The organism is Streptomyces sp. MA5143a (assembly GCF_900290235.1).
GTDB lineage: Bacteria > Actinomycetota > Actinomycetes > Streptomycetales > Streptomycetaceae > Streptomyces.
Genome location: NZ_OLMK01000061.1, coordinates 78,144 through 102,244, shown reverse-complemented (window position 1 = coordinate 102,244; position 24,101 = coordinate 78,144). Strand labels below are relative to the sequence as shown.

General features: G+C 69.5%; 19 protein-coding genes. 11 read left to right on the top strand and 8 right to left on the bottom strand.

The features are described 5' to 3' along the window. Nucleotides 1-153: 153 nt before the first annotated feature. Nucleotides 154-636, bottom strand: a complete 483-nt coding sequence (locus tag SMA5143A_RS24560; RefSeq protein WP_107465011.1) for a MarR family winged helix-turn-helix transcriptional regulator — start codon at nucleotides 634-636, stop codon at nucleotides 154-156. Nucleotides 637-787: 151 nt separating this feature from the next. On the opposite strand from SMA5143A_RS24560, the gene SMA5143A_RS24555 reads away from it, so the two are divergent. From SMA5143A_RS24555 to SMA5143A_RS24545, 3 genes are all read left to right on the top strand, one after another. After that, nucleotides 788-2,152, top strand: a complete 1,365-nt coding sequence (locus SMA5143A_RS24555; RefSeq protein WP_107465010.1) for a pyridoxal phosphate-dependent decarboxylase family protein — start codon at nucleotides 788-790, stop codon at nucleotides 2,150-2,152. 221 nt (nucleotides 2,153-2,373) lie between these two features. Continuing rightward, on the top strand, nucleotides 2,374-3,582 hold the full coding sequence (locus tag SMA5143A_RS24550) for a serine hydrolase domain-containing protein (RefSeq protein ID WP_107465009.1): 1,209 nt from the start codon (nucleotides 2,374-2,376) through the stop codon (nucleotides 3,580-3,582). Continuing rightward, a complete protein-coding gene (locus tag SMA5143A_RS24545) occupies nucleotides 3,579-5,180 on the top strand; it encodes an alpha/beta fold hydrolase (RefSeq protein WP_107465008.1) in 1,602 nt (533 codons plus the stop codon). The genes SMA5143A_RS24550 and SMA5143A_RS24545 overlap by 4 nt, the downstream gene beginning before the upstream one ends. 141 nt (nucleotides 5,181-5,321) lie before the next feature. On the opposite strand, the gene SMA5143A_RS24540 is transcribed toward SMA5143A_RS24545, so the two are convergent. Next, the gene (locus SMA5143A_RS24540) at nucleotides 5,322-8,318 is read right to left on the bottom strand and encodes a helicase-related protein (protein WP_219923607.1); all 2,997 of its coding nucleotides are present in this window, start codon (nucleotides 8,316-8,318) and stop codon (nucleotides 5,322-5,324) included. A gap of 125 nt (nucleotides 8,319-8,443) precedes the next feature. Between SMA5143A_RS24540 and SMA5143A_RS24535 the strand changes: the two genes are divergently transcribed. Next, entirely contained in the window at nucleotides 8,444-11,062 is a 2,619-nt protein-coding gene (locus tag SMA5143A_RS24535; RefSeq protein ID WP_181361996.1) for a DEAD/DEAH box helicase, read from the top strand. A gap of 115 nt (nucleotides 11,063-11,177) precedes the next feature. On the opposite strand, the gene SMA5143A_RS43110 is transcribed toward SMA5143A_RS24535, so the two are convergent. From SMA5143A_RS43110 to SMA5143A_RS24515, 4 genes are all read right to left on the bottom strand, one after another. After that, a complete protein-coding gene (locus SMA5143A_RS43110; protein ID WP_107465006.1) occupies nucleotides 11,178-13,805 on the bottom strand; it encodes an ATP-binding protein in 2,628 nt (875 codons plus the stop codon). Beyond that, entirely contained in the window at nucleotides 13,805-14,266 is a 462-nt protein-coding gene (locus SMA5143A_RS24525; protein ID WP_219923606.1) for a hypothetical protein, read from the bottom strand. Before SMA5143A_RS24525 ends, SMA5143A_RS43110 begins: the two co-directional genes overlap by 1 nt. Before the next feature lie 280 nt (nucleotides 14,267-14,546). Continuing rightward, on the bottom strand, nucleotides 14,547-16,010 hold the full coding sequence (locus SMA5143A_RS24520; protein WP_146193947.1) for a M14 family zinc carboxypeptidase: 1,464 nt from the start codon (nucleotides 16,008-16,010) through the stop codon (nucleotides 14,547-14,549). Continuing rightward, nucleotides 16,010-16,372, bottom strand: a complete 363-nt coding sequence (locus SMA5143A_RS24515) for a hypothetical protein (protein WP_107465004.1) — start codon at nucleotides 16,370-16,372, stop codon at nucleotides 16,010-16,012. Before SMA5143A_RS24515 ends, SMA5143A_RS24520 begins: the two co-directional genes overlap by 1 nt. Nucleotides 16,373-16,849: 477 nt before the next feature. Here SMA5143A_RS24515 and SMA5143A_RS44080 point away from each other — a divergent pair, with 477 nt between their 5' ends. Both SMA5143A_RS44080 and SMA5143A_RS43105 read left to right on the top strand, forming a co-directional pair. Beyond that, the gene (locus SMA5143A_RS44080) at nucleotides 16,850-17,593 is read left to right on the top strand and encodes a peptidoglycan-binding protein (RefSeq protein WP_258193714.1); all 744 of its coding nucleotides are present in this window, start codon (nucleotides 16,850-16,852) and stop codon (nucleotides 17,591-17,593) included. A gap of 98 nt (nucleotides 17,594-17,691) precedes the next feature. Beyond that, the gene (locus tag SMA5143A_RS43105; protein WP_181361995.1) at nucleotides 17,692-17,868 is read left to right on the top strand and encodes a hypothetical protein; all 177 of its coding nucleotides are present in this window, start codon (nucleotides 17,692-17,694) and stop codon (nucleotides 17,866-17,868) included. 309 nt (nucleotides 17,869-18,177) lie between these two features. On the opposite strand, the gene SMA5143A_RS24500 is transcribed toward SMA5143A_RS43105, so the two are convergent. After that, nucleotides 18,178-18,600: a secondary thiamine-phosphate synthase enzyme YjbQ gene (locus SMA5143A_RS24500; protein ID WP_107465003.1), complete on the bottom strand. Its 423-nt coding sequence runs from the start codon at nucleotides 18,598-18,600 to the stop codon at nucleotides 18,178-18,180. Between the two features lie 174 nt (nucleotides 18,601-18,774). Here SMA5143A_RS24500 and SMA5143A_RS44790 point away from each other — a divergent pair, with 174 nt between their 5' ends. From SMA5143A_RS44790 to SMA5143A_RS24480, 5 genes are all read left to right on the top strand, one after another. Then, nucleotides 18,775-18,858: a putative leader peptide gene (locus SMA5143A_RS44790; RefSeq protein WP_317992269.1), complete on the top strand. Its 84-nt coding sequence runs from the start codon at nucleotides 18,775-18,777 to the stop codon at nucleotides 18,856-18,858. Between the two features lie 216 nt (nucleotides 18,859-19,074). After that, complete coding sequence (locus SMA5143A_RS24495; RefSeq protein ID WP_107465002.1) at nucleotides 19,075-20,016, top strand: ABC transporter permease; 942 nt, start codon at nucleotides 19,075-19,077, stop codon at nucleotides 20,014-20,016. Beyond that, nucleotides 19,989-20,762 carry an ABC transporter ATP-binding protein gene (locus SMA5143A_RS24490; RefSeq protein ID WP_107465001.1) on the top strand — a complete coding sequence of 258 codons (774 nt, stop codon included), beginning with the start codon at nucleotides 19,989-19,991 and terminating at the stop codon, nucleotides 20,760-20,762. The genes SMA5143A_RS24495 and SMA5143A_RS24490 overlap by 28 nt, the downstream gene beginning before the upstream one ends. 130 nt (nucleotides 20,763-20,892) lie before the next feature. Further along, nucleotides 20,893-21,939, top strand: a complete 1,047-nt coding sequence (locus SMA5143A_RS24485) for an ABC transporter substrate-binding protein (protein WP_107465000.1) — start codon at nucleotides 20,893-20,895, stop codon at nucleotides 21,937-21,939. A 43-nt stretch (nucleotides 21,940-21,982) separates the two neighbouring features. Next, complete coding sequence (locus SMA5143A_RS24480; protein ID WP_258193713.1) at nucleotides 21,983-23,143, top strand: NAD(P)/FAD-dependent oxidoreductase; 1,161 nt, start codon at nucleotides 21,983-21,985, stop codon at nucleotides 23,141-23,143. A gap of 51 nt (nucleotides 23,144-23,194) precedes the next feature. On the opposite strand, the gene mltG is transcribed toward SMA5143A_RS24480, so the two are convergent. After that, complete coding sequence (gene mltG / locus SMA5143A_RS24475; RefSeq protein ID WP_107464998.1) at nucleotides 23,195-24,085, bottom strand: endolytic transglycosylase MltG; 891 nt, start codon at nucleotides 24,083-24,085, stop codon at nucleotides 23,195-23,197. Nucleotides 24,086-24,101: the final 16 nt, after the last annotated feature.

Here is a 24,101-nt window from a genome sequence, read left to right as displayed (position 1 = left end):
GGACACCGGCGGGATCGGCCGTTCGGCCGAGACAGCGGCGCCGACCCGGTCGCGGACCCCGGACCCGGTTGTTCGAACGCTGACGGCGGACGGTCCGCTCCCGGGACGGTGGCCCCGGGCGGAGCCGGGCGGGCCCTCGCGCTGTCGCGGGGGTCAGTCGTCGCGCAGTGCCGTGTTGATCTCGTTGAGGGAGATGGTCAGTCGCCGGTGGTCGGCGGGGGCCAGCGGCGCCACGAGGTACCGCTCGACGACCTGCCCGTGCGCCTCGGCGGCCCGGAGGAAGACGGTGCGGCCGTGCTCGGTCGCCTCGACCAGAACGCTCCGGCGGTCCTCGGGCGACGGCACCCGGCGGACCAGGTCCGCCGTCTCCATGCGGTCGACGAGCCGGGTGATGCCGCTGCTGGTCAGGGTGAGGTCGTCGGCGAGCGCCCGCTGCGAGACCTCCTCGCCCGGCTGCCGGCAGAGCCTGATGAGGACCTCGAACATGGTGTGGCTGATGCCGCACTCCCGCCTCAGGACGCTGTCGATCCGCTGTTCCATACGGGTCGCGGCCTTGATCAGCAGCCCGAAGTCCTGGACGAGCCGACTGTTGGCGGCGCGGACCGTCTCGTCCGCCCGCTGGGTCTCGGCATCCATGGGTGCGCGTCCTCTCCTTGCCCGGCTCACCCGCGAACTTTACTGCCTGGTCACCTACCGACATCTCAATCACTGAGCAATCAATTGCTGAGTAGTCAATGAAATCGTATCGTGGGCGCACCGCCGGGAGAGTCCGAGAGAGGGGACGTCCGTGGACCTGAAGCACTGGCTGGGACGAGCCGACGACACGATCCAGAAATGGGCCGGCACCTTCGGCCCCTATGAGCCCCACCCGTCCCTGCACGTGGACGACGACACCTTCGGTGCCGTCTTCGACGAGTTCACCACGCGGCTGAGGGACAACTACCCGTTCTTCCACCCGAGCTACGCGGGGCAGATGCTCAAGCCTCCGCATCCGGCCGCGGTGGTCGGCCATCTCACCGCCATGCTGATCAACCCGAACAACCACGCCCTGGACGGCGGCCCCGCCACCGCCGCGATGGAGCGGGAGGCTGTCGCCCGCCTCGCCGAGATGTTCGGCTTCGACACCCACCTCGGCCATCTCACCACCAGCGGCACCATCGCCAACCTGGAGGCCCTGTTCGTCGCCCGGGAACTCCACCCCGGCCGGGGCGTCGCGTACAGCTCCGAGGCCCACTACACGCACGGCCGCATGTGCCATGTGCTCGGCATCGAGGGGCACCCGGTGCCCGCCGACGGGCAGGGCCGGATCGATCTCGACGCCCTGGAGGACGTGCTGCGCACCGGGGACGTGGGCACGGTCGTGCTCACCGCCGGCACCACCGGCCTCGGCGCCGTCGATCCGATCCACACCGTGCTCGCCCTGAGGGACCGCTACGGCGTCCGTGTCCATGTCGACGCCGCGTACGGCGGCTTCTTCACCCTGCTCGCCGGCGCCGACGGCCCCGAGGGACTCCCGGCCGAGCCCTGGCGGGCGATCGCCCGGTGCGACTCGGTGGTCGTCGACCCGCACAAGCACGGGCTCCAGCCGTACGGGTGCGGTGCCGTCCTCTTCCGCGACCCCGAGGTGGGGCGGTTCTATCTGCACGACTCGCCCTACACGTACTTCACCTCCGACGAGCTGCATCTCGGCGAGATCAGCCTGGAGTGCTCGCGCGCGGGCGCCTCCGCCGCCGCCCTGTGGCTGACCTTCCAGCTCCTACCGCCCACGCCGGCGGGTCTGGGCAGGGTTCTCGCGGCCGGGCGCCGTGCCGCGCTCCGCTGGGCCGACCTGATCGACGCGTCCGACGTCCTGGAGCTGTACCAGCGGCCCGAGCTGGACATCGTCGGCTACTTCCCCGCCGTGGAACCGGCGACGCTGACCGCCGTCGACGCCGCGTCCGCGCGCGTCCTGGCGGACGGCATGGCTCATCCCGATCCGGTGTTCCTGAGCACCCTCAAGGCCGGCCGCGCGGCCTTCGCCGCCCGCCACCCCGGCGTCGCGGCGGATGCCGACGGGGCACGCATCCTGCGCAGCGTCCTCATGAAGCCGGAGTCGGAGCAGCACGTCGAGCGCCTCCACGGCCGGGTCGAGCAGCTCATCCGGTCACGCTGAGCGCCTGCCGCGGGGGGCGGAGTCGGCAACGGGGTCCCGCTCCGCCACGCGGCACATGGGGCGTGACCCGGTGGGTGCCGACGAACACGCCCGCCCGTAGCAGCAGTTGGCCGGCGCGTCCAGGGGGCCCGCTCCAGGTCCGTCGCTCCGGCTGGCGCCAACGCCCACGCGCATGCCTGCCGGAGTGATCTCGGGTCGGCGCGTGCCTACCGTGCTGTGGCATGCCAACCTTCTTATCCCCAACGGCGACCGCCCGGCGCGTCGGTCTCGCGGCCCTGGTGTCGGCCGTCGTCCTGGCCACCGGCCCGACGGCGACCGCGCAGGCACCCGACCCACGCGTGGCCGTCGACTGTGGCCCACACGACCGGACCCGTCAGGCGCTGCGCGCCCTCACCGACCATGACGGCATCGCCGGGGCCGCCGTCCTGGTGACCGACCCCACCGCCGGCAGGCACTGCGCGCGCTGGACGGAGACCGCCGGAACGGCGGACCTGCGCACCGGACGCCCGATGAACGCCACCGACCGGCTGCGGGCCGGCAGCGTGACGAAGACGTTCACCGCGGCGGTCGTCCTGCAACTCGTCGCCGAACGCCGCCTCTCCCTGGACGCCCCCGCCGACCGCTACCTGCCCGGCGTGCTCCCGGCGGACGGTCGCGACGGCCGCCCCATCACCGTACGACAACTCCTGCGGCACACCAGTGGGTTGCCCGACTATCTCGACGCCCCCGAATGGGCACACCTCGAACGGCTGCGCTACCGCCATTTCGAGCCGCGTGACCTCGTCGCCCGCGCTCTCGAGCTCCCGCGCCCCGAGAGCACCTGGCACTACGCCACCACCAACTACCTCGTCCTCGGAATGATCGTCCGCGAGGTCACCGGCCGATCCGCCGAGGCGGAGATCACCCGACGTGTCATCGAGCCCCTCGGCCTGCGTGACACCCACTGGCCAGGAGGCGACGTCCGTCTCCGAGGACCGCACTCGCGCAGCTACTTCACCGACGGGGGTGGTCGCCGCGTCGACGGCACGGACTGGAACATGACCTTCGGCGGAGTCGGTGGCGCCCTCGTCTCCTCGCAGCGCGACCTGACACGGTTCGCCACCGCCCTGTTCGACGGCCGTCTGCTGCCCGCGCCCCAACTCGCCGAGATGCGGCGGACGGTGGAGGTCGACACGGACCGGCTCTGGCCGGGCGCCCGCTACGGACTGGGCCTGATCTCGACACCGCTGACCTGCGGCGGCCTGTGGTGGGGGCACGCGGGGACGGTGCCCGGCGGTCACCGGGCGCTGGTCGCCGTCGGGCCCGGCGGCCGGAGTGTCGCCGTCGCCCTGAACCAGGTGCCCGCCTCGCTCCGCGCCGAGTCCGACTTCCTGAACCTCGTCGACCAGTCCCTCTGCGAGGGCAGGCCCTCCGAAAGGACCTCCGCATGACCGACTCCCCCTCCCCCTCCCTCTCCCCCGCCCCTGCGACGGGCCGTCCGCGCCGACTCGTGTCGCGCGCCGCGGCGGGGGCCGCCCTCCTCCTCGTAGGGGCGCTCACCGTCTCCGTGTCGCCCGCCGCGGCGGAACCCGAGGGTGCGCCCACCGACCCCCTCGCCCGCTACCACCGCCAGCACCTCGACTGGAAGAGCTGTGTGCTCGGGCCCGACGACGAGACCGGCGAGGAGCTCCGGAAGGCCGGCGCCCGGTGCGCCGACGTCACCGTCCCGTTGAACTACGCCGAGCCGAACGGCCGTACGATCACCGTCGCCATCTCGCGGATCAAGGCCACCGACACGGACCGTCGGGTGGGCGCGCTGCTCCTCAACGGCGGCGGACCCGGCGGGCAGACGATCGGTGACCCGCCGTGGGTGCGCACGTCGATGAAGCAGGTCGGCGAGCGCTACGACGTGGTGGGCGTGGACCCCCGTTTCGTCGGCCGCAGCACGCCGCTGGACTGCCACTGGCCCACCGGCTCCTTCATCCGCGGCGCGGGGACGGACCGTTCGGGGTTCGATCGGATGGTGACCCAGGCGAAGGACCTCGCCGAACGCTGCCGGACCACCCAGGGCGACATCCTGCCGTACGCCACCACCAGGAACACCGCCCGGGACCTGGACGTCGTCCGCGCCGCGCTCGGCGAACGCAGGATCTCCTACCTCGGCTACTCGTACGGGACCTACCTGGGCCAGGTGTACGCCACGATGTTCCCCGGCCGCACCGACCGCGTCGTCCTGGACGGCCTCGTCGCCCCCGACCGCTACAACCCCCGGCTGCTGCGCGGCACGGAGCGGGCCAACAGGCGCGCCCTTCAGGGCTGGGCCGACTGGGCGGCGGCACGCGACGCGGCCTACGGGCTGGGCCGGACCCGGACCGAGGTCCTGGCGGTGGTCGACGGCGTCCAGGCGTCGGCCGGACGCTCCCCGCTGCTGATCGGCGACCACCGGGTGGACGAGCATGTGCTGCCCGTCGTCGTGTTCAGCGGCCTCTCCCAGGACAACGACGCCGCCTACGCCGATCTCGCGCAGGCCGTACGGGACATGCGGCGTGCCGCCGAGGGCCATCCGGTCACCCCCTCACCGGGGTTCGCGGCCACCCTCGCCTTCCTGCTGGACGGATCGGCGTCCGCCTACGGCAGTGCCCAGACGGCGATCCTGTGCGGGGACGCAACGGCGCCGCGTTCCCCCGAGGTGTACTGGCGTGACGTCGAACGCGTCCGCGCGCAGGACCCGTTGTTCGGTCCCGTCACCCAGAACATCGGGCCGTGCGCGTTCTGGGACCCGCCGCGCGAACGCCCGACGAAGGTCCGGGACGACCTGCCGGCCCTGCTGGTCAACGCGACCGGTGACCCGCGCACCGTCCACGCCAACGCACTGACGGTGCGCCGCATGTGGCCGTCCTCCCGCCTGGTCACCCTCCGCGACGCGGACCAGCACGCCGTGTACGGCGTCTTCGGCAGCGCCTGCGTCGACACGACGGTCAACACCTACCTGGCCACCGGTCACCTGCCGTCCACCGACATCACCTGCGACCGGGCGTCGGGCCGCTAGGGGGACCGGCGGCCACGGCGACCGGGTGAGGGGGCTCCAGGTCCAGTCCTGGAGGGCTGCTCAGCAAGCGGGAACCGGTGGCTCGACCTGTTGCGGATCAGCCCGAAGCGCAATTCCGTCGCGCTGCACGCCGGCCCGTGATCACACACGAGAGGGTGCACCGGGAACGCTCAGCACAAGCGCCGCGGCGAGTATCCGCGGCGGCTTCGTCGACATCGACTGCTGCTGGTCGAGCAGTGCGAGACGCTTCCGGAGCCGTACATCGAGTCCGGCAGCCTTGCGGTGGAGGCTCGCGGAGGACTCCTTGGGCTTCTCACCCCTGCGTTCCTTCTCGGAGGCCGCCGCAGCGTCGAGGAGCAGCCGCTCCTTCTCGGAGGTCAGGCGCTTGGTCACCAGTTCACGGGTCCTGACCAACTCTGCCAGGCGACGGGGCTGGACCTCGGCCAGATACGCGGGAAGCCGGTTGGCGATGATCCAGCTGGTTGCCTTGGCCTCGGCATCCGCGAGCCAGGGAAGACCGTACGCGATGTCGGCCGACACGCCGTCGGGCGCATCGGCGCAGTCGAGGTAGGGAGCAGGGCCGGCCGGCCACACAGTGCCGCGGCTGTCGACGTAGACGTAGGCGAACCGTCGGGCCACCGACGCACCGGTGGCATCCGCGACCTCTTCGACCACCCCGACGAGAAGGTGCGGTTCCTCGAGGGTGGCCGAGACGAGGACGGTGCCCCGGTTGAGGGCGCCCTCGAAGGTCCGGATGGTCTCGGCCATGACGGCGTCGTGCAGCGGGTGGCCGGGGACGAGAAGGTCGACGCGGACGCGGGCGTCGGGCCGGACGCGGCCGAGGTCGAAGGTGACGTGATCGTAGCTGGTGGCGATGGGCCCGTTGCCTGCCGAGCGGACGCGCTGCGGCACGTGAGCTATCTCGTGGCGCCCCTGTTCGCGCGCGACGATCCGGCCGCCGAGCCGGGTGAAGGCGTCCTTGAAGGCCGATGCGATGTCGTGCGGCTGAAGACATTGGGCGCGGGCTTCGTCCATCGCGGCACGCAGGGCGCGGAGATCGACGTCCGAGAAGTGCTCCACAGCGAGCGCACGCTCGTCCAGGAGGCCTGCGAGGCCGTCTCCGACCGTGCTGTCGATGACCTCGTACATCCGATTTCTGACAGCTGGCTGCTCACCGTACTGGATGGCATCGAGGAGCAGCTCCCGCAGCGGGGTCTCCGCGAAGGCCTGCCCCAGGACGTCGAAGACCTTCCCGCCGTACGTCTCGCGCATCTGGTCGAGCTTCTCCAGCAGGCGCGTGAAAACCTCACCCTCGCGGGTGTTGGAGGCGACGAGGTTCCAGAGCCGGCAGACCTCCTCCTGGCCGATGCGGTGGATGCGGCCGAAGCGCTGCTCGATGCGGTTGGGGTTCCAGGGAAGGTCGTAATTGACCATCAGGTGTGCGGCCTGCAGGTTGAGTCCCTCACCCGCGGCGTCGGTGGCCAGCAGGATCCGCACATCACGGTTCTTGGTGAACTCCTCGGTGATCTGCCTCCGCTCCGCCCTGCGTACACCGCCGTGTATGGCCCTGACGGCATTGGGCTTGCCCAGCAGCGAACCGATCTTGCCCTGTAGGTATCGGAGGGTGTCGCGGTGCTCGGTGAAAATGATGAGTTTCCGAGGCCGGCCCTGGACGTCCGTGACCAGCGCGTGGTCCCGGAGGAGGGCGGACAGCTCGGTCCACTTGCGGTCCGCACCTGCCTCCCTGACCCGCTGCGCCGTCTTCACCAGCGCCCTCAGTTCGATGAGCTCGACGTCGAGTTCCTCGACCGTCTGCGCCGCCGTCGCGGCATCGAGCAGTTCCTCCTCCAGCTCTTCGATCTCTTCGGCATTCAGCTCGTCAGTGTCGAAGTCGGCGGGATCGATGACGGGCACACTCTCGCGAGAGGTCCCGTCGAGGATCTCCTGCCTCTTGTGCTCCAGGCGCTCGGTACGCCGCACGAGGCTCCGGTAGATCGCCTCCGGGCTGGAGGCCAGGCGTCGCTGCAGAACGGTGAGCGCGAAACCGACCGTGTTCCTGCGCTTGCCACCGACCCGGCCGGCGCGGTTCATGCCCTCGCGGACATAGTGGGTGACGTCCTCGTAAAGGTCGTACTCGAGTGCCGTGAGCTCGTAGGGGACGGTCTCCGCGATGCGCTCGGGGAAGAGCTTCCTGCCCTCGAAGGTGAGCAGGTCCTCCTTGATCATGCGCCGCATGACCCCACTGACGTCGGCGCTCCTCTTCTGCCTGCCCTCGAACCGGTCACGGTCCAGCAGGGTGAGGAAGAGCTGGAAATCCTCCTCCTTCCCCGAATGCGGGGTCGCCGTCATCAGGAGCAGGTGACGAGTGATCTCGCCGAGGATCTCGCCGAGCTGGAACCGCTTGGTCTTCTCCACCTTGCCCCCGAAGTAGCGGGCACCCATGCGGTGCGCCTCGTCGACGACGATCAGGTCCCACTCCGTCTCCTGGAGCTGGGCCTTCAGTCGCTCGTTACGGGAGAGCTGATCCATGCGGGCGATCAGCAGCGGGTGGGTCTCGAAGACGTTGGCATGGGGCTGGGAGTCGACGAGCTGGTTCGTGAGCAGGTCGAAACGGAGGCCGAACTTGAAGAAGAGCTCGTCCTGCCACTGATCGACCAGGCCTCCCGGAGCCACGATGAGGCACTGACTGATGTCATCGCGCAGCAGGAGCTCCTTGATGTAGAGCCCGGCCATGATCGTCTTTCCCGCGCCCGGATCGTCGGCGAGCAGGAAGCGCAACGGTGTACGGGGCATGAGCTCGCCGTACACGGCGCGGATCTGGTGCGGGAGCGGCTGAACATCGCTGGTCGCCACCGCGAGCATCGGGTCGAACAGGCCGGCCAGTGAGATCCGCTGGGCCTCCGCGGCCAGCCTGAAGTCGCCGGCGGGCGCGTCGAACGGGCGGCTGCCGCTGTGAGCGACGCTCAGCCTGTCCTCGTCCTTGCGGAAGACAACCCGCTGGTCGAGGCCGCCCCCGGCGGTCTTGTAGGTCAGCTCGACCGCGTTGGATCCGTGCCACTGGGCGGCGATGACCGTGACGGCCTCCGCCGGCATGAGTCCGTCGATCCTCAGCCCCGGCTTGAGCTCCTCGAGCAGCACCTACACAACCTCCCGCTTGGCGGCCCGCGAACGCTACCCGGACGTTCCGGCGATTTCCTGATCCCGTCGACTTGGTCAACAGAGGTCGCTAATCTTCGCAGAGGTCTTGCGAGGCGGCGGGGGCAATGGAGCGGGAAGAACGTCAGCACCTCCGTGGTGTGGTGGAGCGGGTCAGCGGGTGGCACAAGCTCGCGGCGGGGATCGCCGAGGAACGTGAGACCGTCGAGGCCGCGGCGCAAGACGCCGCCAGGCAGTTGCTCGGCCGAGTGACTTCCCTCGGGCCCGGATCCATCACCGCGTGGCGCGTTCTTCAAGTGTCGGCGGCCGATGCCGACCTGGTGACCTCTCTGGCCTGCCGTCAGGCCCTCCCGACGCTCACGGCGAATGCCCGTCAGGGCATCCACCAGCTGACCACCGACGTGGGCCCGGCGCTGAGGGCGGTTCGGGCACTGTTCGGTGCCCGTCGATTCCTGTCGGGCAAGAGCCGCAAAGGCGAAGCAGGGCAAGCTGCGGCATACCTGGCATCCTTCCACGAGTGGGCTGTGAGCGCTTCACTCGTCACCGAGTTGGAAAGCCTGACGGCTTGGGACAGGAAGGCCGTTGCCGCGACCGGGGTCTCAGCTGTCCTCGACGACACGGTCGGCTTCGCCCAGCTCCTCGGCGGCCGGGCCGAACTTGTCGGGCGACACGAACTGGACGCCGCCGAGACCGCGATCGGCGCGATCGACCAGGCTTTGCAGCGCGAGGATCAGCGCAGAACAGCAGTCGATGTCGCCGGCAACGCCGTCCGCCAGGACGAGGCTCGCAAACTGGTCGCCGAAATGCCCGTCGAGCGGCTCAAGGAAGCGACCAGCGGCCAACTGCGCATCACGGCGCTGATCGATGCCGGGATCAGGAATGTCCAGCAGGTCCTCGACCACCAGACACGGATTCGATCGCTCCCGGGAGTCGGTGAGACGACGGGCAAGCGGATGATCGGTGCCGCCCGAACCATATGGCAGACCACACTGGATGAGATGCCGGTTCGGATCGACATCAAGAACCGTTCCCGCGAAACCACGCATCTCCTCAAGGCGATGCAGGCTTGGGACGCGGCACGCTCGATCCGCAGCGCGACAGCCGACCTCGCCGCCGCCGACACGGTTCGGCCGCTCCTGCGCAGCCTCGATTCCAAGACCTCCCACGTGGTTCTCGTCCCCCAGGCACGGACTGTCGCCGAGTTGCGTACCGCATTGGCGGCCGTCGAGCGCCGCGGGGCGATGCTGAATGGCGACGACGCCACAAGCGGTGACCCTTGGGAAGATTTCATCGTGCGCCCGGCCGACTACTACGCGATGCTCTCGGAGCTCGGATTCCTGGCCGACGACGCCGAGAAGATGCACGGCGACATACCGACCGACATCATCGAGGCGGTCAGGGCACTGAAGCTCGACACCAGCCACCTGAAGGTTTCCCTTCGTGGATACCAGTCGTTCGGTGCCCGCTTCGCGATCGTGCAACGCAAGGTCATCATCGGCGATGAGATGGGGCTGGGCAAGACGGTCGAGTCACTCGCCGCACTCGCTCACTTGCGCGCCAAAGGTTCCTCCCACTTCCTGGTGGTGTGCCCAGCCGCTGTCGTGACCAACTGGGTACGCGAAGTCCGGGCCAAGTCCGATCTGCGCGCGTATCGCCTGCACGGGCCCGGTCGCGACGACGCACTGAAGTCCTGGATCCGCCACGGTGGAGTCGCGGTCACCACCTACGACATCCTCGGTTGGTTGGAAGGCCGGATCCCCGAACGCGCCAGACCCGCGTGCCTGGTCTTCGACGAAGCGCACTACATCAAGAATCCGGGCGCCCAGCGAACCCGGCGCTCCACGACCTTGATCGATGGCTTGGAGCGAACGATCCTCCTGACCGGCACCCCACTGGAGAACCGGATCGAGGAATTCCGCAATCTCGTCGGCTATCTTCGGCCGGACCTGTCGATCAGTGCCTCGGAGATCGCTCCTCGCCAGTTCCGGAAGCAGGTGGCGCCGGCCTATCTACGGCGCAATCAGGAAGATGTCCTCACAGAGCTCCCGGAGCGGTTCGACGTCGACGAGTGGATGCCGATGTCCAGCGCCGACGAACAGCACTACCGAGCGGCTGTCATCAAAGGCAACTTCATGGCCATGCGCCAAGCCGCGCTACGCGCCGGCGCCAAGTCGGAGAAAATGCGGCGACTCATCGACATCGTCCAGGAGGCAGCGGACAACGAGCGTAAGGTGCTGGTCTTCTCGTACTTCCGTGAAGTCCTCGACGAAGTGGCGTCGGTCCTTCCTGGGAAGGTGTTCGGGCCCCTTACCGGCTCCGTTCCTGCCGCGAAGCGACAGAGCATGGTTGATGAGTTCTCCCGAGCCAGCCATGGGGCAGTCCTCGTCGCGCAGATCGTGGCAGGCGGCGTCGGTCTGAACATCCAGTCGGCATCGGTCGTAGTGATCTGCGAGCCCCAGCTCAAGCCGACGACCGAATGGCAGGCCATCGGCCGCTCCCACAGGATGGGGCAGCTGGAGTCGGTACAAGTGCACCGCCTGCTCTCCGAAGAAGGCGTCGACCAGCGGATCATTGAAATCCTGGCGCGCAAGAACCAGCTTTTCGCGGAGTTCGCCCGCGTTTCCGAAACCGCCGACAGCGCCCCGGAAGCCTTCGACATCACGGACGCTGAGATGGCACGGGAGATCGTGGCGGCGGAGCGCGAGCGCCTGCTTACGAACGGCTGACGGACGCGAGACTGATCCCACAGGGCGCCCGAGGCGCCACCATGCAGGCGCTCAGCCACCGCAGATGTCGGACCGGTCGAGGCGGCCCGGACCTCGGCCTCGGAGGAGGTACCGATCAGCCCCTGCCCGCGTAGTAGACCTTGACGACCTCCGTCCTCGGTGGGATCGAGTCGTCGCCCCGCGACACCGCTGCTTCGTCCATCGTCTGCACCGTCCACCCCGGTGCGGAGGTGTCGAGGAGCGGTGTTCGTGGTCCCTGCGCGACAAGGATGTCGGTGTCCGCGCAGTAGTACATGGCCACCATCCCGTCGGGCAGGGAGGGACCTGCGCCACCGGTCCTGAGTCGACAGCGCGTTCCGTCAGCGAGTTCCATGGCCCACGGTATGGGGTCGGCGTCCGGTTTCGTCGCCGGGACGGGCCCGTCGTTCACGACGTACTGAAAAAGCCTCTTCTTCCAGGGATCGTCACCGCAGAGCACGGTTGCCCGGTCGTCCTTGATCCAGCAGACATCTGCCGTGGCCGCGTTGGGCGAACAGTAGACGATGTCCGGGCCCTTGGCGGCGGGAGATGTGAGGCACCCGAGCACGTTGTTGTCCGCCCCCGTCTGCTCGACGACCGTGTAGCCCGGCCTCGCTTCTCCGGTCGCGTCCACCGCCACGACGGTGATCGCCTCGGTGCGGACCTTGGGCGGCGGCGCCCCCGTCTCCTCGGCACAGTTCTCCCTGGCCGCCCTGTCGGCCGGGCTGGTGGTACTGACGCAGACTGTTCTGGCGCTGTCGGCCCGTACCGTGCAGGACGTGGCCTCGGGGCCTTCGTCGCAGCCCCAGTAGAGGATGGACTCCCCGTCCGGCAACTGCCCGGTCGGCTCGACGGTGATGGGACCCCGCTCGCCCTTCTTGGACACGACGACGCTGGTGCAGTCGGTCGAGCCGTCCTGGATCAGGCAGCCGTCCTGTTTTTCGACAGGCATCGACACCTCGACGACCCGCGTGGTGACCGTGACCCGTACCGGCACCGTCTCCGGAGTCGGCGCCCGCTGTCCGAGGACCACTCCGACGCCGGTGACGACGGCCAGTCCCCCGCCGATGACGACATTGGCCGTCAGGCCCAGGCCACTCTTGACACCGACGGTGGTCGCCCCCTTGGCACCGGCGGTTGCCGTAGCGGGGTCGACCGGCGGCGTGGACGGCAGGCCGCCGGACGGATCCTGGGCGAACTCCGTGCCGAAGTCACCCGTCGAGCCCACGTCCTGACCGGCGGACGGATCCTGCGGAGCCATGCTCTCCTGCCCGGTGGGCTGCGACGCCGACCCGGAGTCCGGCCCGCACAGACCCCCGGCGTCCTCGGCCGTGCCCGCATGACCGCTGTCGCCGAGCCGGCGCCAGATCTCCGCAGCCGCGGCGAACGCCGTGGCTGCGGCCGCCCGCCTGCCGGTGACCAGTCGGTGGATGCCCTGCTCATGGGTGAGATAGGCCAGGACGCCGTTGTCGCGAGCCCGTTCGGCCGCCACCCCGCCCAACTCCAGTACTCGGCCCCACACGCCCAGCCGCAGTGAGCAGGCGACCACAGGGGCCGCCGCGCGCGCCAACCCGGCCCCCGCGCCCGCGGCACCCGCACGTGCCGCCGCGTCGATGGCGGCGGTGATCAGCGCTCCGTCGCCGGCCACCGCGACCGGGGAGCGGTCCGGGTCCTCCACCCAGTGCCGCAGCCGTTCGCACAGCGCCGTCAGCGCGGAGGTGTCCAGATCCAGGCGCGCCGGCAAGGTGGCGCCGACATCCGCGGAAATCCGCAAGCCGAGCACGGTGGGGACGACCAGCCCCAGGGTGACCAGCCTCTCGTACGAGCCAGCCCTCTCCTCGACGCCCGCCACCAGCGCAGTCAGCAGGTCGGTACTCACCCCGCCGGCTCCTGCCAGGTCGAGCAGCGAGAGAACCTCCTGCTCGGCGCCCGTCAACCCGGCGAGGACATTCGGCAGCAGGTCCCTCAGCTCGGCCGGGTGATGGAGGCGTTCTCCCACGACAGCGCGCAGCAGCTGCCCCGGCGAGCCGGCCGTCGCGCGCCAAAGCTCCTCGGCGACCGGCAGTTCGTCCGCGCGAAGGGGGCGGCCCAACTGCTGGGCCAGCAGGACCGACGTCTCGTCGTGGCCGAGTCCGCCCAGCGCCAGGGTCGGGCCCTCGCCCCACAGACTGCGCCAGGCGGCCGAGTACAACACCGCCGCAGCGGTGACCGTGTCCAGTACCGCGTCCAGCTCGTCCGAGGAGCATTCCAGATCGTCGAGAACGAGGTTGATGCCGACGTCCGCCATCAGCCGCCGCAGCTCGATCGCACCGGGCCGGTACCCGGGGGCGTCGTAGCAGGCCTCGAAGACGTCCTGGAGCACATCTCCCGTCTCCCGGCTCGCGGCGTCCACGAACACCACGCCGTCCCGCCGGCCACTCAGCCGGTGAGCAGCCATCCGGAGCACCGTGCTCTTGCCAATCCCCGACGGGCCGTACACCTGCATCGGGCCGCCGGCGTCCATCCCCGCCTCGATCACCGCCAGCTCTTCTTCTCGGCCCACGGCTGTACGGGGGCGACGCGGCAGCAGCTGCGGGTCGTCCCGGCGCCGGCACTCGGGCCGCTGCGCCGGGGTGAGGATGGTGACGACCGACTGCTCGGCGGAGACCACGATGTTGTGGTCTCCCACGACGACCTGGCCGCGGACGTCTCCGCTGATCCGAACCGGGTTTCTGGAGTCCTCCATCAGCGGTTCGGCGCGTTGCTCTCGGGCCGATGGGTGCCGAATTGGCGGTCGTACTCGAGGGCCAGCTGGTCGCCCGCCTGGTACACGAGCTGTCCGACGACGGGGTCGCTGATCAACGTGGTCACCGCACCCGCCAGCGCGGGCAGCGTCCGCAGGAACCAGTTCCGCACGTACACCATGACGGAGACGTCCGGTTCCTCGGCCGTGACGGCCTCCTCCAGCTCGTCCAGTCGCTCCCCCGCCCCACGCCCACCCGGTCCCAGCTCGGCGAGTTGGGCCCTGACGCGCTCGAACTCCTGACGTAATTGCGTCAGTTGTTCCTCAGTGACAGGTTCCGCACCCTCTCGCGGTCCCTCGGACCGAATCACCGTGTTGTGCGAACCCACCACGAACTGTCCAGTGACATCCCGCGCTTGCACCTCGTAACGGCCGCTCTCCACAGGTGTCGGCTCGGTCGTCATCCGCTCCCCGTTTCTCCACCGCAGACTGGCAACACATCGCGACCATCAGCGTATGCCAGGGCCGTGGCCCCGAACAGCCGACGGCCCGAGGTCGACGATGCCCGGCGGCAGTACCCGCTTTCGGGCCCCCTCTACGGTCCCACCAGGGCCCTGACCAAGGAAGCTCAACCGGACCTGACGGTGCGGGTTGTGGGGTCTCCAGGTCCCGCCCTGGCCGACGGCTCAGCACAACAGCAGTACGCGGGAGCCTGTGGGCGCCTCCGTCGGTCCCGGCTCGCTTCTACTTCGGCAGCGGGCCGCGGTTCGTCAGTTGATTCAGCACCTCGGCGATCGGCAACCTTCTCGCCTGTTCCAGAGCCGCGCCGACGGCCTGCAGATCCGTGCGCACCTGGGCGTTCTCGGCTCCGACCCGCTCGGTGAGTTCGGTCAGCAGGGCGCGTCCCAGGTCGACGTCCTCGTCACTGACGACGGACTGCTCGTCCTCACACAGCTTCCCCGCACGTTCGATCAGCGTGGCGGCCTGGTCTGCCAAGCCATCGTCGGTGAACAGCAGGGAGGCGACGGGCAGTTCGGCTCGTTCGACGAGGGTGATCCAGTCGCGGCCGGCCTCGGTGTTCGCGAGCACGTCGTCACGGACCCGGCGCAACGTGTCCACCTCGGTCTGGCGGTTGAGCCGTTGCATGCCGATCAGGTCGAAGGCGCAGATGCTCTCCTGGGCGAGGGCCAGCATGCCCGCTTTGGCATCGAGCTTGATGAACGTGGGGTCCGGCGGGTGGAAGGAGTCCTCGACGCTGGCGACCCGCGGGCCCGTCTCGATGGTGAAGCCGTATGTCTTGCCCAGCGCGGGGTCCGCGATGTGGCGGCTGTAGGCGTAGTCGCTCTGGGTCCCAGTGGTGGCGTACAGCGTCCGACCTGTCTGCGGTGTGTAGGCGCTCCCGCGTACCGCCGCGATCGCGTCGACGAGCCGCTGCGCGACCGTGGTGAAGCGGAGCAGATCCTGGGGCGTGATGTACTCCTGATAGCCCGGGATGCCGATGGGCGCGCAGGTTCCGGTGGGCAGGCTCGTGAACCGCTGTGCCGCCGGATCGGTGGTCTGGTTCTCGGCGTGGCCCCACGGGTACAGGACGAGCTCCGAGAACGAGTGCACGTCCGCGAAAGTGTGGATGTGCTCTGTGTCCAGCAGGTGCTTGACGTTTCGGGTCTCCGGCTCGGAGAAGGCGTCGGACCCGACGTAGATATCGGCGCAGGGGCTGCACGAGGTCTGACCCTCCGTCACTCCCCAGAGGATGGCCGCGTTGCGGTTGAGGTCGACCCCGTCGCACGTCGTCCCCGGGTTGTCACGGAGGTTCTTGCGCCACATATTGTCAACGGTCAGCACCTTGGTGCGGCCGTCGGGGTTGGAGCAGGGTATGAGCCAGAGGTCGAGGCTCTCCAGGATGAGTTTGACGTCCTCAGCCGTCCAGGTGCGGCCGCCGTACACGATGTCGGTGCCGTTCAGGTAGCTCACGACGAGGTCGACGGCGAATTCCACCAGGGCGTCCGGATTCATCAGCTCGCGTGCGTGGGTACCGCCCACGAACAGGACACCACGACGGTCTCCGTCCCCGCCGGCACGCAACCGCAGGGCGAACACCGGGTGACCTTGGGTGGAGACCTCGGGTAGTTGGGTCCTCGTGCAGAGTTGCGGGAACCACGTGGCGAGCAGCGAGGTCACCGAGTCGAGTTGGGGGACCGTTCGGTACATCACACACCTCCCGAGCGCTCGATGCCCTGGACGCGCTCCTCCAGCCACGCCCTCACCGAGTCGTCCTGTTCCACGAGTTCGGCAGGGAGGGGCCGCACGGGCACCTGGGCATGCAGACGGACTTCGTAACCGCTCTCCAGTAGACGACGGCACTCCTCCGCGGTGACGACCACCCGGACCTCACCCTCCGGATCGGGGATCCGATCCAGATCGAGGTCTGCGACGCCGAGGAGTTCACGGTTCGTCACACCGGGGTGGACCGTGGCATCGAAACGCAGCGTGGGGTTTTCACCCACGCTGTCCCGGGCGTCCCGGGCATCTCGGATCGGAGGCTGCTGCGGGCGTTCGGACGGTTCGTTCATTTCCGTCTCCTCCATCCCCTCGGTTGCGTTTCCACCTGTCATCCGCACCAGACAATCCGCCACCAATAACGATACTGAGACGGAGTTGGTTCACTGTCAACTTCGGTGCCACAGCTGTCAGTCGATGCCTCCAGAACGACTGAAGCCGCATGCTTGTGCACGAGCTGGAGCTTGTCACGCTCCGTTTGCACGATCCCTGACCTCGTCATACGCTGGAAATCACTTGTCTTTCGCGCCTCGCAAAGCCGCCTCGCACTCCACGGAGATGCAGCTAAGAGGATCCGCGATATCCCTTACCCTCCCGGTCGTTGGAGGGGTGCCGGAAGATGAGAATGAGCCTGACCGAGCTGCGCCAATTGTGTGCGTCCTTGATGGCCTTTGCCGTCTCGGCATTGCAGCCGGGTCCCTTGAGTTTGCCGCAACCCTGAGTGGGTCCGGCGGGGAGACACCGGAAAGAAATCACCGATCATAGCCGCAATGCACCACCGGCTCGTCACCGAAGGCTGCAACCGGTACCAGTCGAGCGCCAACGCCGACGTATGGGGCCCCGGCGACGTGAAGTCCTTCGCCGCCCATCTGAAACCTGGATACGGAAGGATTGCGACCATGGCCGATAAGTGGATGCCAGGCGCCATCAAGGCGGATATCGGCGATCACGCCCCGTGTGACGCACAATTCCCAGCAAAGGCGATTGCGCATATCACTGCGGACAAGGAAGCCACCGCCGCGCACCCCATAGATCTGGTGCCGTTCGCCAACCTCAAGAGCTTTTTCACCGGAAGCGGCAAGGGAGTGGCCCCGCACATTCTGTGGGACCCCTTCACTGGCGCGTTCGCCCAGTTCTTTCCCGCCGACTCCCGAAGTAAGGCTGTGTTCGACAAGCCTGGCGGTACCCGCACGAACCGTGCCGGCAAGGTGGTCATCCAGATTGAGGCACTGTTCTTCCCTCACTGCCGCCTCGACGGCAAGGTGTACGCCAAGCTGACCGATACGCCGTGCAAGGGCTGGGACAAACTCGACGCGTGGATACGGTCCTGGGGTGTGCCAGACACCTGGCCCATGGGCCGTCCGACCGACTTCACCTCGCACCGCAGCGAGAGCGTCTGGGAAACCAAGGGCGGCTGGTACGCACACGCCCACGTCCCCGAGAACGACCATGTCGATCCCGGCTCGTGGCCGCAGTTCGTGAATTCACACCCCGTCCCCGGACAGGACACCTAGCCGTTCCCTGGTGCGTCTCACCGGCTCGGCGACGCACTGGCCTGGCGCAAGGAACTGGTGCTGCGGGACGGCGCCGGCGCGCCAGCTGGACCATCGGGGTGCAGGACGCCCAACGCAGCGACCGGAACGGGCTCTGTCGTGACCAGCTCCCCGGCGGCAGCCTGCTGTTCAGGAAGATGAAGGGCCTCGGACTCATGGGGGACGTCCTTTCCCTGGGCAACTTGGACCAGTTGCCTGACGGGGCGCGGGTGACGTTCCGCTGGCAGAGCGACTGATACCGCTGACGCAACGAACCGCTCCGGCGCAGGCAGCCTTCGGCCAGGCCGAGGCCCGTGACGTCTCGACCTCCACGGCACCGCCCGTCACGACGCACCGCGTGCGGCTATCCGGCAGTCGGTCCCGCCCATGGGCTGCCGGCCATGACGTGCGACTTACCGATGCCGTCCCCGCCGTTCCCCTCGCCCGACAGCGCCGTGCTCCGGCTGATGGCCCATCATGTTCAGGTCCGTACCGCGCAAGGCTTCTCCGTTTCGAACACGCAAGGTACGGAGATTTGGCGGCGGCCGCGCCCAGGACGATCTTGCTCAGCCCAGGAAGCTCAGTCGAACCTGACGGTCGACATTGTCTTTGTTGGTGTCGACGAGGCACACCGACTGCCAGGTCCCCAGTTGGAGGCTGCCTCCGACGACGGGGAGTGTGGCGTGCGGGGGCACGAACGCCGGGAGGACGTGGTCGCGGCCGTGGCCGGGGCTGCCGTGGCGGTGCTGCCATCGGTCGTCGGCGGGCAGCAGGGTGTGGAGGGCGGCGAGGAGGTCGTCGTCGCTGCCGGCTCCCGTCTCGATGACGGCGATGCCGGCGGTGGCGTGCGGGACGAAGACATTGAGGAGACCGTCCCGGCCGGCGGCCGCCTCGCGGAGGAACGCCTCGCAGTCGCGGGTGAGATCGACGACCCGCTCACGGGAGCCGGTGGCGACGTTCAGGACTCGGGTGGTGAAGGCATCGGACATGGGTCCATCCTCGCGCACCCCGAGGTGGAGACACGGGAGCGACCACCCGCCGAACGGCACCGTCTCCCGTACACCAGTCGTAACGCCTGCCGAGCCGGCCGCCGGTGAGACGGTAGGTCCACTCCGCGAGACGGCCATTGACCGTACGCGGACGGGCTGGCTACGTTCGACGGCATGTCGCGTTCAGCCCTGCTCACTTCGCGCGGTCACATCGACCTGCTGCGGGTGGCCTCCGCCGCCTGTTGTCGCGGCTGCTGACGCCTTCTCATCCTTCTCTTCCCCTGCCCCGGATCGTGCGTCGCCCGCTGCCCGCACGTCTGACATCGGGCTCGCGTTCCCACCTTCCGCCCTGTCCACGGTGGCCCCGTCCGTGGACCGGGTGAACTGACGCGCGCGGACCGATGCCCGACGCGGCGGCACCCCGCGCCCGCCCCACGTCCGCCGGTCGCTCTCCTCCCTCCCCGTGGAGCCCTCATGAGCATCAGCCACGCCCCGCCCGACTCGTCTTCGCCGGACATTCCGGATAACCCCGCATCCATCGAGGGTGGCGCCGCCTCCCCCGGATCCCCCGCTCCCCCGGTCCCCACCCCCGACGTCGACCTCGACCTCGACCTCGACCTCGAACCCATCCGGCCGAATTCCTCCCGTCGCACCCGCGTACCCCGATGGCTGCGTCGCACGTCAGGGCCGCTGCTGCTGCTTCTGCTCTGGCAGATCCTCAGCGCCACGGGGGCACTCACGCCCGATGTGCTCGCCTCGCCGGGGCGGATCGCGCGGGTCGCGGGTGATCTGATCGCCGACGGGTCGCTGCCCTCCGCCATGGGTACGTCGTTGCGGCGGGTCGCGGCCGGAGTGGTGCTCGGCGCCGTCGTCGGCACCGGACTCGCCCTGCTCTCGGGGCTGTTCAGGGTCGGCGAGGACCTCGTGGACGCCAGTGTGCAGATGCTGCGGACCGTGCCGTTCGTGGGTCTCATCCCGCTGTTCATCATCTGGTTCGGCATCGGCGAGGCCCCGAAGGTCGCGATCATCACCCTCGGTGTGTCGTTCCCGCTCTATCTGAACGTGTACGCCGGCATCCGCGGCGTCGACTCCCAGCTGATCGAGGCCGGTGAGTCCCTCGGACTGTCGCGCTGGGGACTCGTGCGGCATGTCGTGCTGCCGGGTGCGCTGCCCGGAGCCATGACCGGGCTGCGCTACTCCCTCGGCATCGCCTGGCTCGCCCTCGTGTTCGCCGAGCAGATCAACGCGGACTCCGGCATCGGCTTCCTCATGGTGCAGGCGCGCGACTTCCTGCGCACCGACGTGATCGTGGTCTGCCTGATCGTCTACGCCTTCCTCGGTCTGCTCGCCGACTTCATCGTCCGCTCCCTCGAAAGGCTGCTGCTGCAATGGCGACCGACGTTCACCGGCCGGTGACCCCGAAGACGGCCGCCCCGGCCCCCGGCACCCCCGCTCCCCACGCCGTGCACGTCGAAGGGCTGACGCGTTCCTTCGACGGCCGCGCCGTCATCGACGACCTGCGACTCGACGTCCGGCCGGGCGAGTTCGTGGCACTGCTCGGTCGCAGCGGCTGTGGCAAGTCGACCCTGCTGCGCATCCTCGCCGGTCTCGACCGTGACATCGAGGGCACCGTCCTGGTGCCGCGCCGCAAGGCCGTCGCGTTCCAGGCGCCGCGGCTGATGCCGTGGAAGAGGGTGTGGCGCAATGTCCTCCTCGGGCTGCCCGGCAAGCCCGAACGGTCCCTCGCCGAGCGGGCGCTCAAGGAGGTGGGCCTCGACCATCGCGGCGGCGCCTGGCCCAAGACGCTCTCCGGCGGCGAGGCGCAGCGCGCCTCCCTGGCACGGGCGTTGGTCCGCGAGCCGGATCTGCTGCTGCTCGACGAACCGTTCGGCGCCCTCGACGCGCTCACCCGGGTCAAGGCGCAGCGGCTGGTGGGCGAGCTGTGGCAGCGGCGGGGTTGCGCCGTGCTGCTCGTCACGCACGACGTCGAGGAGGCGGTCCTGCTCGCCGACCGCGTCCTCGTGATGGACGAGGGCGTCATCGCGTACGAGACGCGGATCGGCCTGGAGCGCCCCCGCGACATCACCGACCCCCGCTTCGCCGAGCTGCGCGCCCGACTTCTCGAACGCCTGGGCGTCGACACGGCGGCCGAGGCGGCCTGACTGCCCGTCCGGAGCGCACGCCCTTCCGCCCGCCCCTCTCCGGCCCCCAACCCGCTCGCACCGGCCGTCCCAGACCGGGCCGTGCCGGGCCGCACATCCCCACCACGTGAACCAACCGAACGGAATCCCCATGCGACGACGTCTCGTCCCCGCCCCGCTCCTCCCCGTGGTCCTGCTCCTCCCCGTGGCCCTGCTCCTCTCGGCCTGCGGCGGGAACTCCGCCGCCAGCACCTCGACCGGTGACGGCACCGACGGCAAGGGCTCGCTCACACTGAACGTCGGTGACCAGAAGGGCGGTTCGGAAGCCATCCTGCGGGCCGCCGGAGAACTCGACGACCTCGACTACAGGATCAAGTGGTCCACGTTCACCTCGGGTCCGCCGCTCCTGGAGGCCGTCAACGCCAAGGCCGTCGACATCGGCGGTGTCGGCAACACCCCGCCCGTCTTCGCGGCGGGGGCCGACTCGAAGATCACGGTCGTGGCCGCATGGCACGGCACCTCCAAGGGCGACGCCATCCTCGTACCGAACGACTCGAAGCTAACGGACACCGAGCAGCTCAGGGGCAGGTCCGTGGCCGTGTCCCAGGGGTCGTCGGCGCACTACCAGCTGGTCGCCTCCCTGAAGAAGGCCGGCCTGTCGCTCGGCGACGTCGATGTCAAGTACCTCCAGCCGGCCGACGCGCTCGCCGCGTTCACCTCGGGCAAGGTCGACGCGTGGGCGGTGTGGGACCCGTACACCTCCCAGGTGCTCAAGGCGAAGCAGGGGCGGGTGCTGACCACCGGGGACGGCGTCACCAACGGGCTGACCTTCCAGGTGGCGGCGCCGGGCGCGCTGGAGGACAAGCGGAAGTCCGCCGCGATCAAGGACTACCTGGAGCGGCTGCGGCGCGCGTACCGGTGGGTGTACTCGCACGAGGAGGAATGGGCGAAGGTCTGGGCGAAGGACACGGGCCTCCCGCGGGACGTGGCGCTGGCGGCGGTGAAGCGGACGTACGCCACGCGGGTGGCGGTCGCCGTGGACGAGCCGCTCATCGTCTCCGAGCAGGCCATCGCCGACGCCTTCACCCGGTTGAAGCTCATCCCCCGCGAGGTCGATTTCGGCGCCTTCACCGACCGGCGCTTCAACGGCGACCTCCCGCCGTCGACCACCGCACCCCGCCCCTCGGAGGGATCCTGAACGGCCGGGGAAGATCCGAGGACCGCGCCTGGTTAGTAGAAGTGTGAACAATATGCGCGAGGTCGAGGTAGTCGTCATAGGCGCGGGTCAGGCCGGACTGGCCGGCGCCTATCACCTGCGGCGCACCGGTTTCGTACCGGAGCGCGACTTCGTGGTGCTGGACCACTCTTCCGGGCCCGGCGGCGCCTGGCAGTTCCGCTGGCCGTCGCTCACCTACGGCAAGGTCCACGGGATGCACGCCCTGCCGGGCATGGAGCTGACCGGCGCCGATCCCGCGCGACCGTCCTCCGAGGTGATCAGGGAGTACTTCGAGACCTATGAGCGCACCTTCGACCTCCGGGTACGGCGTCCCGTGGACGTGCGCGCGGTGCGTGAGGGCGAAGGCGGCCGACTGCTCGTGGAGACCTCGGACGGCACATGGTCGACGCGGGCGCTGATCAACGCCACCGGCACCTGGGACCGGCCGTTCTGGCCGCGCTACCCCGGCCAGGAGACGTTCCGAGGCCGTCAGCTGCACACCGCGCAGTACCCCGGCCCCGAGGAGTTCGCGGGGCAGCGGGTGATCGTGGTGGGCGGGGGCGCGTCCGGGACGCAGCACCTGCTGGAGCTCGCCCCCCATGCCGCGGCGACCACGTGGGTGACCCGGCGCCCGCCCGTCTTCCGCGAGGGTCCGTTCGACGAGGGCGCCGGGCGCGCCGCCGTCGCCCTCGTGGAGGAGCGGGTCCGGCAGGGCCTGCCGCCGAAGAGCGTCGTGTCGGTGACCGGCCTGCCGCTCAACGACGCGATCCGGCAGGGCATCGCGGACGGCGTCCTGGACCGGCTGCCGATGTTCGACCGGATCACACCGGACGGGGTGGCGTGGGACGACGGGCGCCGCGTCGACGCGGACGTCATCCTGTGGGCGACCGGGTTCCGCGCCGCCATCGACCACCTCGCCCCGCTGCGGCTGCGCGAACCGGGCGGCGGTATCCGCGTGGACGGCACCCGCGCGGCCGTCGACCCCCGCGTCCACCTCGTGGGCTACGGCCCTTCGGCCAGCACCATCGGCGCCAACCGGGCGGGCCGCGCCGCGGTCCGGGACATCCGACGGCTCCTGAGGGACACGCCGGCCGCCACCCGCACCACGCCGCTCTCCGGAACCGCTGAACTCGCCGCCCGGCCCTCACCGGTCACTGCGCCGAGCGTCGCTCCGACCGCGGTCTGAAGTCCGACGCCCGCCCTCGTCGGCCTCCTTCCGCTCGCACTGGCACTCGACTCAACCGGACGTCGGGGAGGGGCTCGCGGCGGACGGTCCCGTGGACGCCGACGACGGCTGCCCGCCGCGGCGCTGGTTGAACTCGGCGACATTGCGCAGGTGTTCCTCGTAGCTCGCGGTGAAGCGGGTGTCGCCCGGCTTGACCGTGACGAAGTACAGCCAGTCGCCCGGCGGCGGGTTGGAGGCCGCGCGCATCGCGTCCTCGCCGGGGTTGGCGATCGGCGTGGGCGGCAACCCCATGCGCCGGTACGAGTTGTAGGGGCTGTCGATCTTCGTGTCGGCGACGCTGGTGTCCAACGTGGAGCGGTTCAGCGCGTAGTTGAGGGTGGAGTCCATCTGCAACGGCATCCCGCGCTCCAGCCGGTTGAACACCACGCGGGCCACCTTGCCCATGTCCGCCGTGGTCGCGGCCTCGGCCTGCACGATGCTGGCGATCGTGACCGCCTGGTAGACGTTCATCGCGTTGCGCTGCGCCCCGGCCGTGACCTGGCCGCCGTTGAACTTCTTGTGCGCGGTCTCGACCATGAATGTCAGCAGCGACTCCGGCGTCGTCTTCTTCGCCAAGGGGTACGTCGCCGGGAAGAGGTAGCCCTCCGGGTTGCCCTGGGCTTCCGCGGGGAGCGAGAGCCGGGCCTTGGCCAGGGACTTCTTCGTGGATCCGGCGGGCAGACCGAGCGCCTTGTCGACGGCCTCGTAGACCTGTACGGCTCGTCGCCCCTCCGGGACCACCAGGGACGTGGGCCGCTCGGCCCCGCCTTCATCGCTGCCCACGCTCAGCAGCAGCGGCACCGCCACGGCGGCGGCCGCCACGACCGCTCCGGTCGCGATGAGGGCGGCCCGGCCCCGGCGTGTCAGTCGAATCGTGCTCCGTGGCGGAGTGTTCATCTGCATGCGGGCACGGTATCCC

Excerpts from the sequence above, each read along its gene's own strand:
- SMA5143A_RS24515 (WP_107465004.1), bottom strand. The coding sequence starts at position 16,372 with ATGAACGAACCGTCCGAACGCCCGCAGCAGCCTCCGATCCGAGATGCC.
- mltG (WP_107464998.1), bottom strand. The coding sequence starts at position 24,085 with ATGCAGATGAACACTCCGCCACGGAGCACGATTCGACTGACACGCCGG.
- SMA5143A_RS24500 (WP_107465003.1), bottom strand. The coding sequence starts at position 18,600 with ATGTCCGATGCCTTCACCACCCGAGTCCTGAACGTCGCCACCGGCTCC.
- SMA5143A_RS44790 (WP_317992269.1), top strand. The coding sequence starts at position 18,775 with ATGTCGCGTTCAGCCCTGCTCACTTCGCGCGGTCACATCGACCTGCTG.
- SMA5143A_RS24545 (WP_107465008.1), top strand. The coding sequence starts at position 3,579 with ATGACCGACTCCCCCTCCCCCTCCCTCTCCCCCGCCCCTGCGACGGGC.
- SMA5143A_RS24535 (WP_181361996.1), top strand. The coding sequence starts at position 8,444 with ATGGAGCGGGAAGAACGTCAGCACCTCCGTGGTGTGGTGGAGCGGGTC.
- SMA5143A_RS24520 (WP_146193947.1), bottom strand. The coding sequence starts at position 16,010 with ATGTACCGAACGGTCCCCCAACTCGACTCGGTGACCTCGCTGCTCGCC.
- SMA5143A_RS24495 (WP_107465002.1), top strand. The coding sequence starts at position 19,075 with ATGAGCATCAGCCACGCCCCGCCCGACTCGTCTTCGCCGGACATTCCG.
- SMA5143A_RS24560 (WP_107465011.1), bottom strand. The coding sequence starts at position 636 with ATGGATGCCGAGACCCAGCGGGCGGACGAGACGGTCCGCGCCGCCAAC.
- SMA5143A_RS24490 (WP_107465001.1), top strand. The coding sequence starts at position 19,989 with ATGGCGACCGACGTTCACCGGCCGGTGACCCCGAAGACGGCCGCCCCG.
- SMA5143A_RS24550 (WP_107465009.1), top strand. The coding sequence starts at position 2,374 with ATGCCAACCTTCTTATCCCCAACGGCGACCGCCCGGCGCGTCGGTCTC.
- SMA5143A_RS43110 (WP_107465006.1), bottom strand. The coding sequence starts at position 13,805 with ATGGAGGACTCCAGAAACCCGGTTCGGATCAGCGGAGACGTCCGCGGC.
- SMA5143A_RS24485 (WP_107465000.1), top strand. The coding sequence starts at position 20,893 with ATGCGACGACGTCTCGTCCCCGCCCCGCTCCTCCCCGTGGTCCTGCTC.
- SMA5143A_RS44080 (WP_258193714.1), top strand. The coding sequence starts at position 16,850 with ATGCACCACCGGCTCGTCACCGAAGGCTGCAACCGGTACCAGTCGAGC.
- SMA5143A_RS24525 (WP_219923606.1), bottom strand. The coding sequence starts at position 14,266 with ATGACGACCGAGCCGACACCTGTGGAGAGCGGCCGTTACGAGGTGCAA.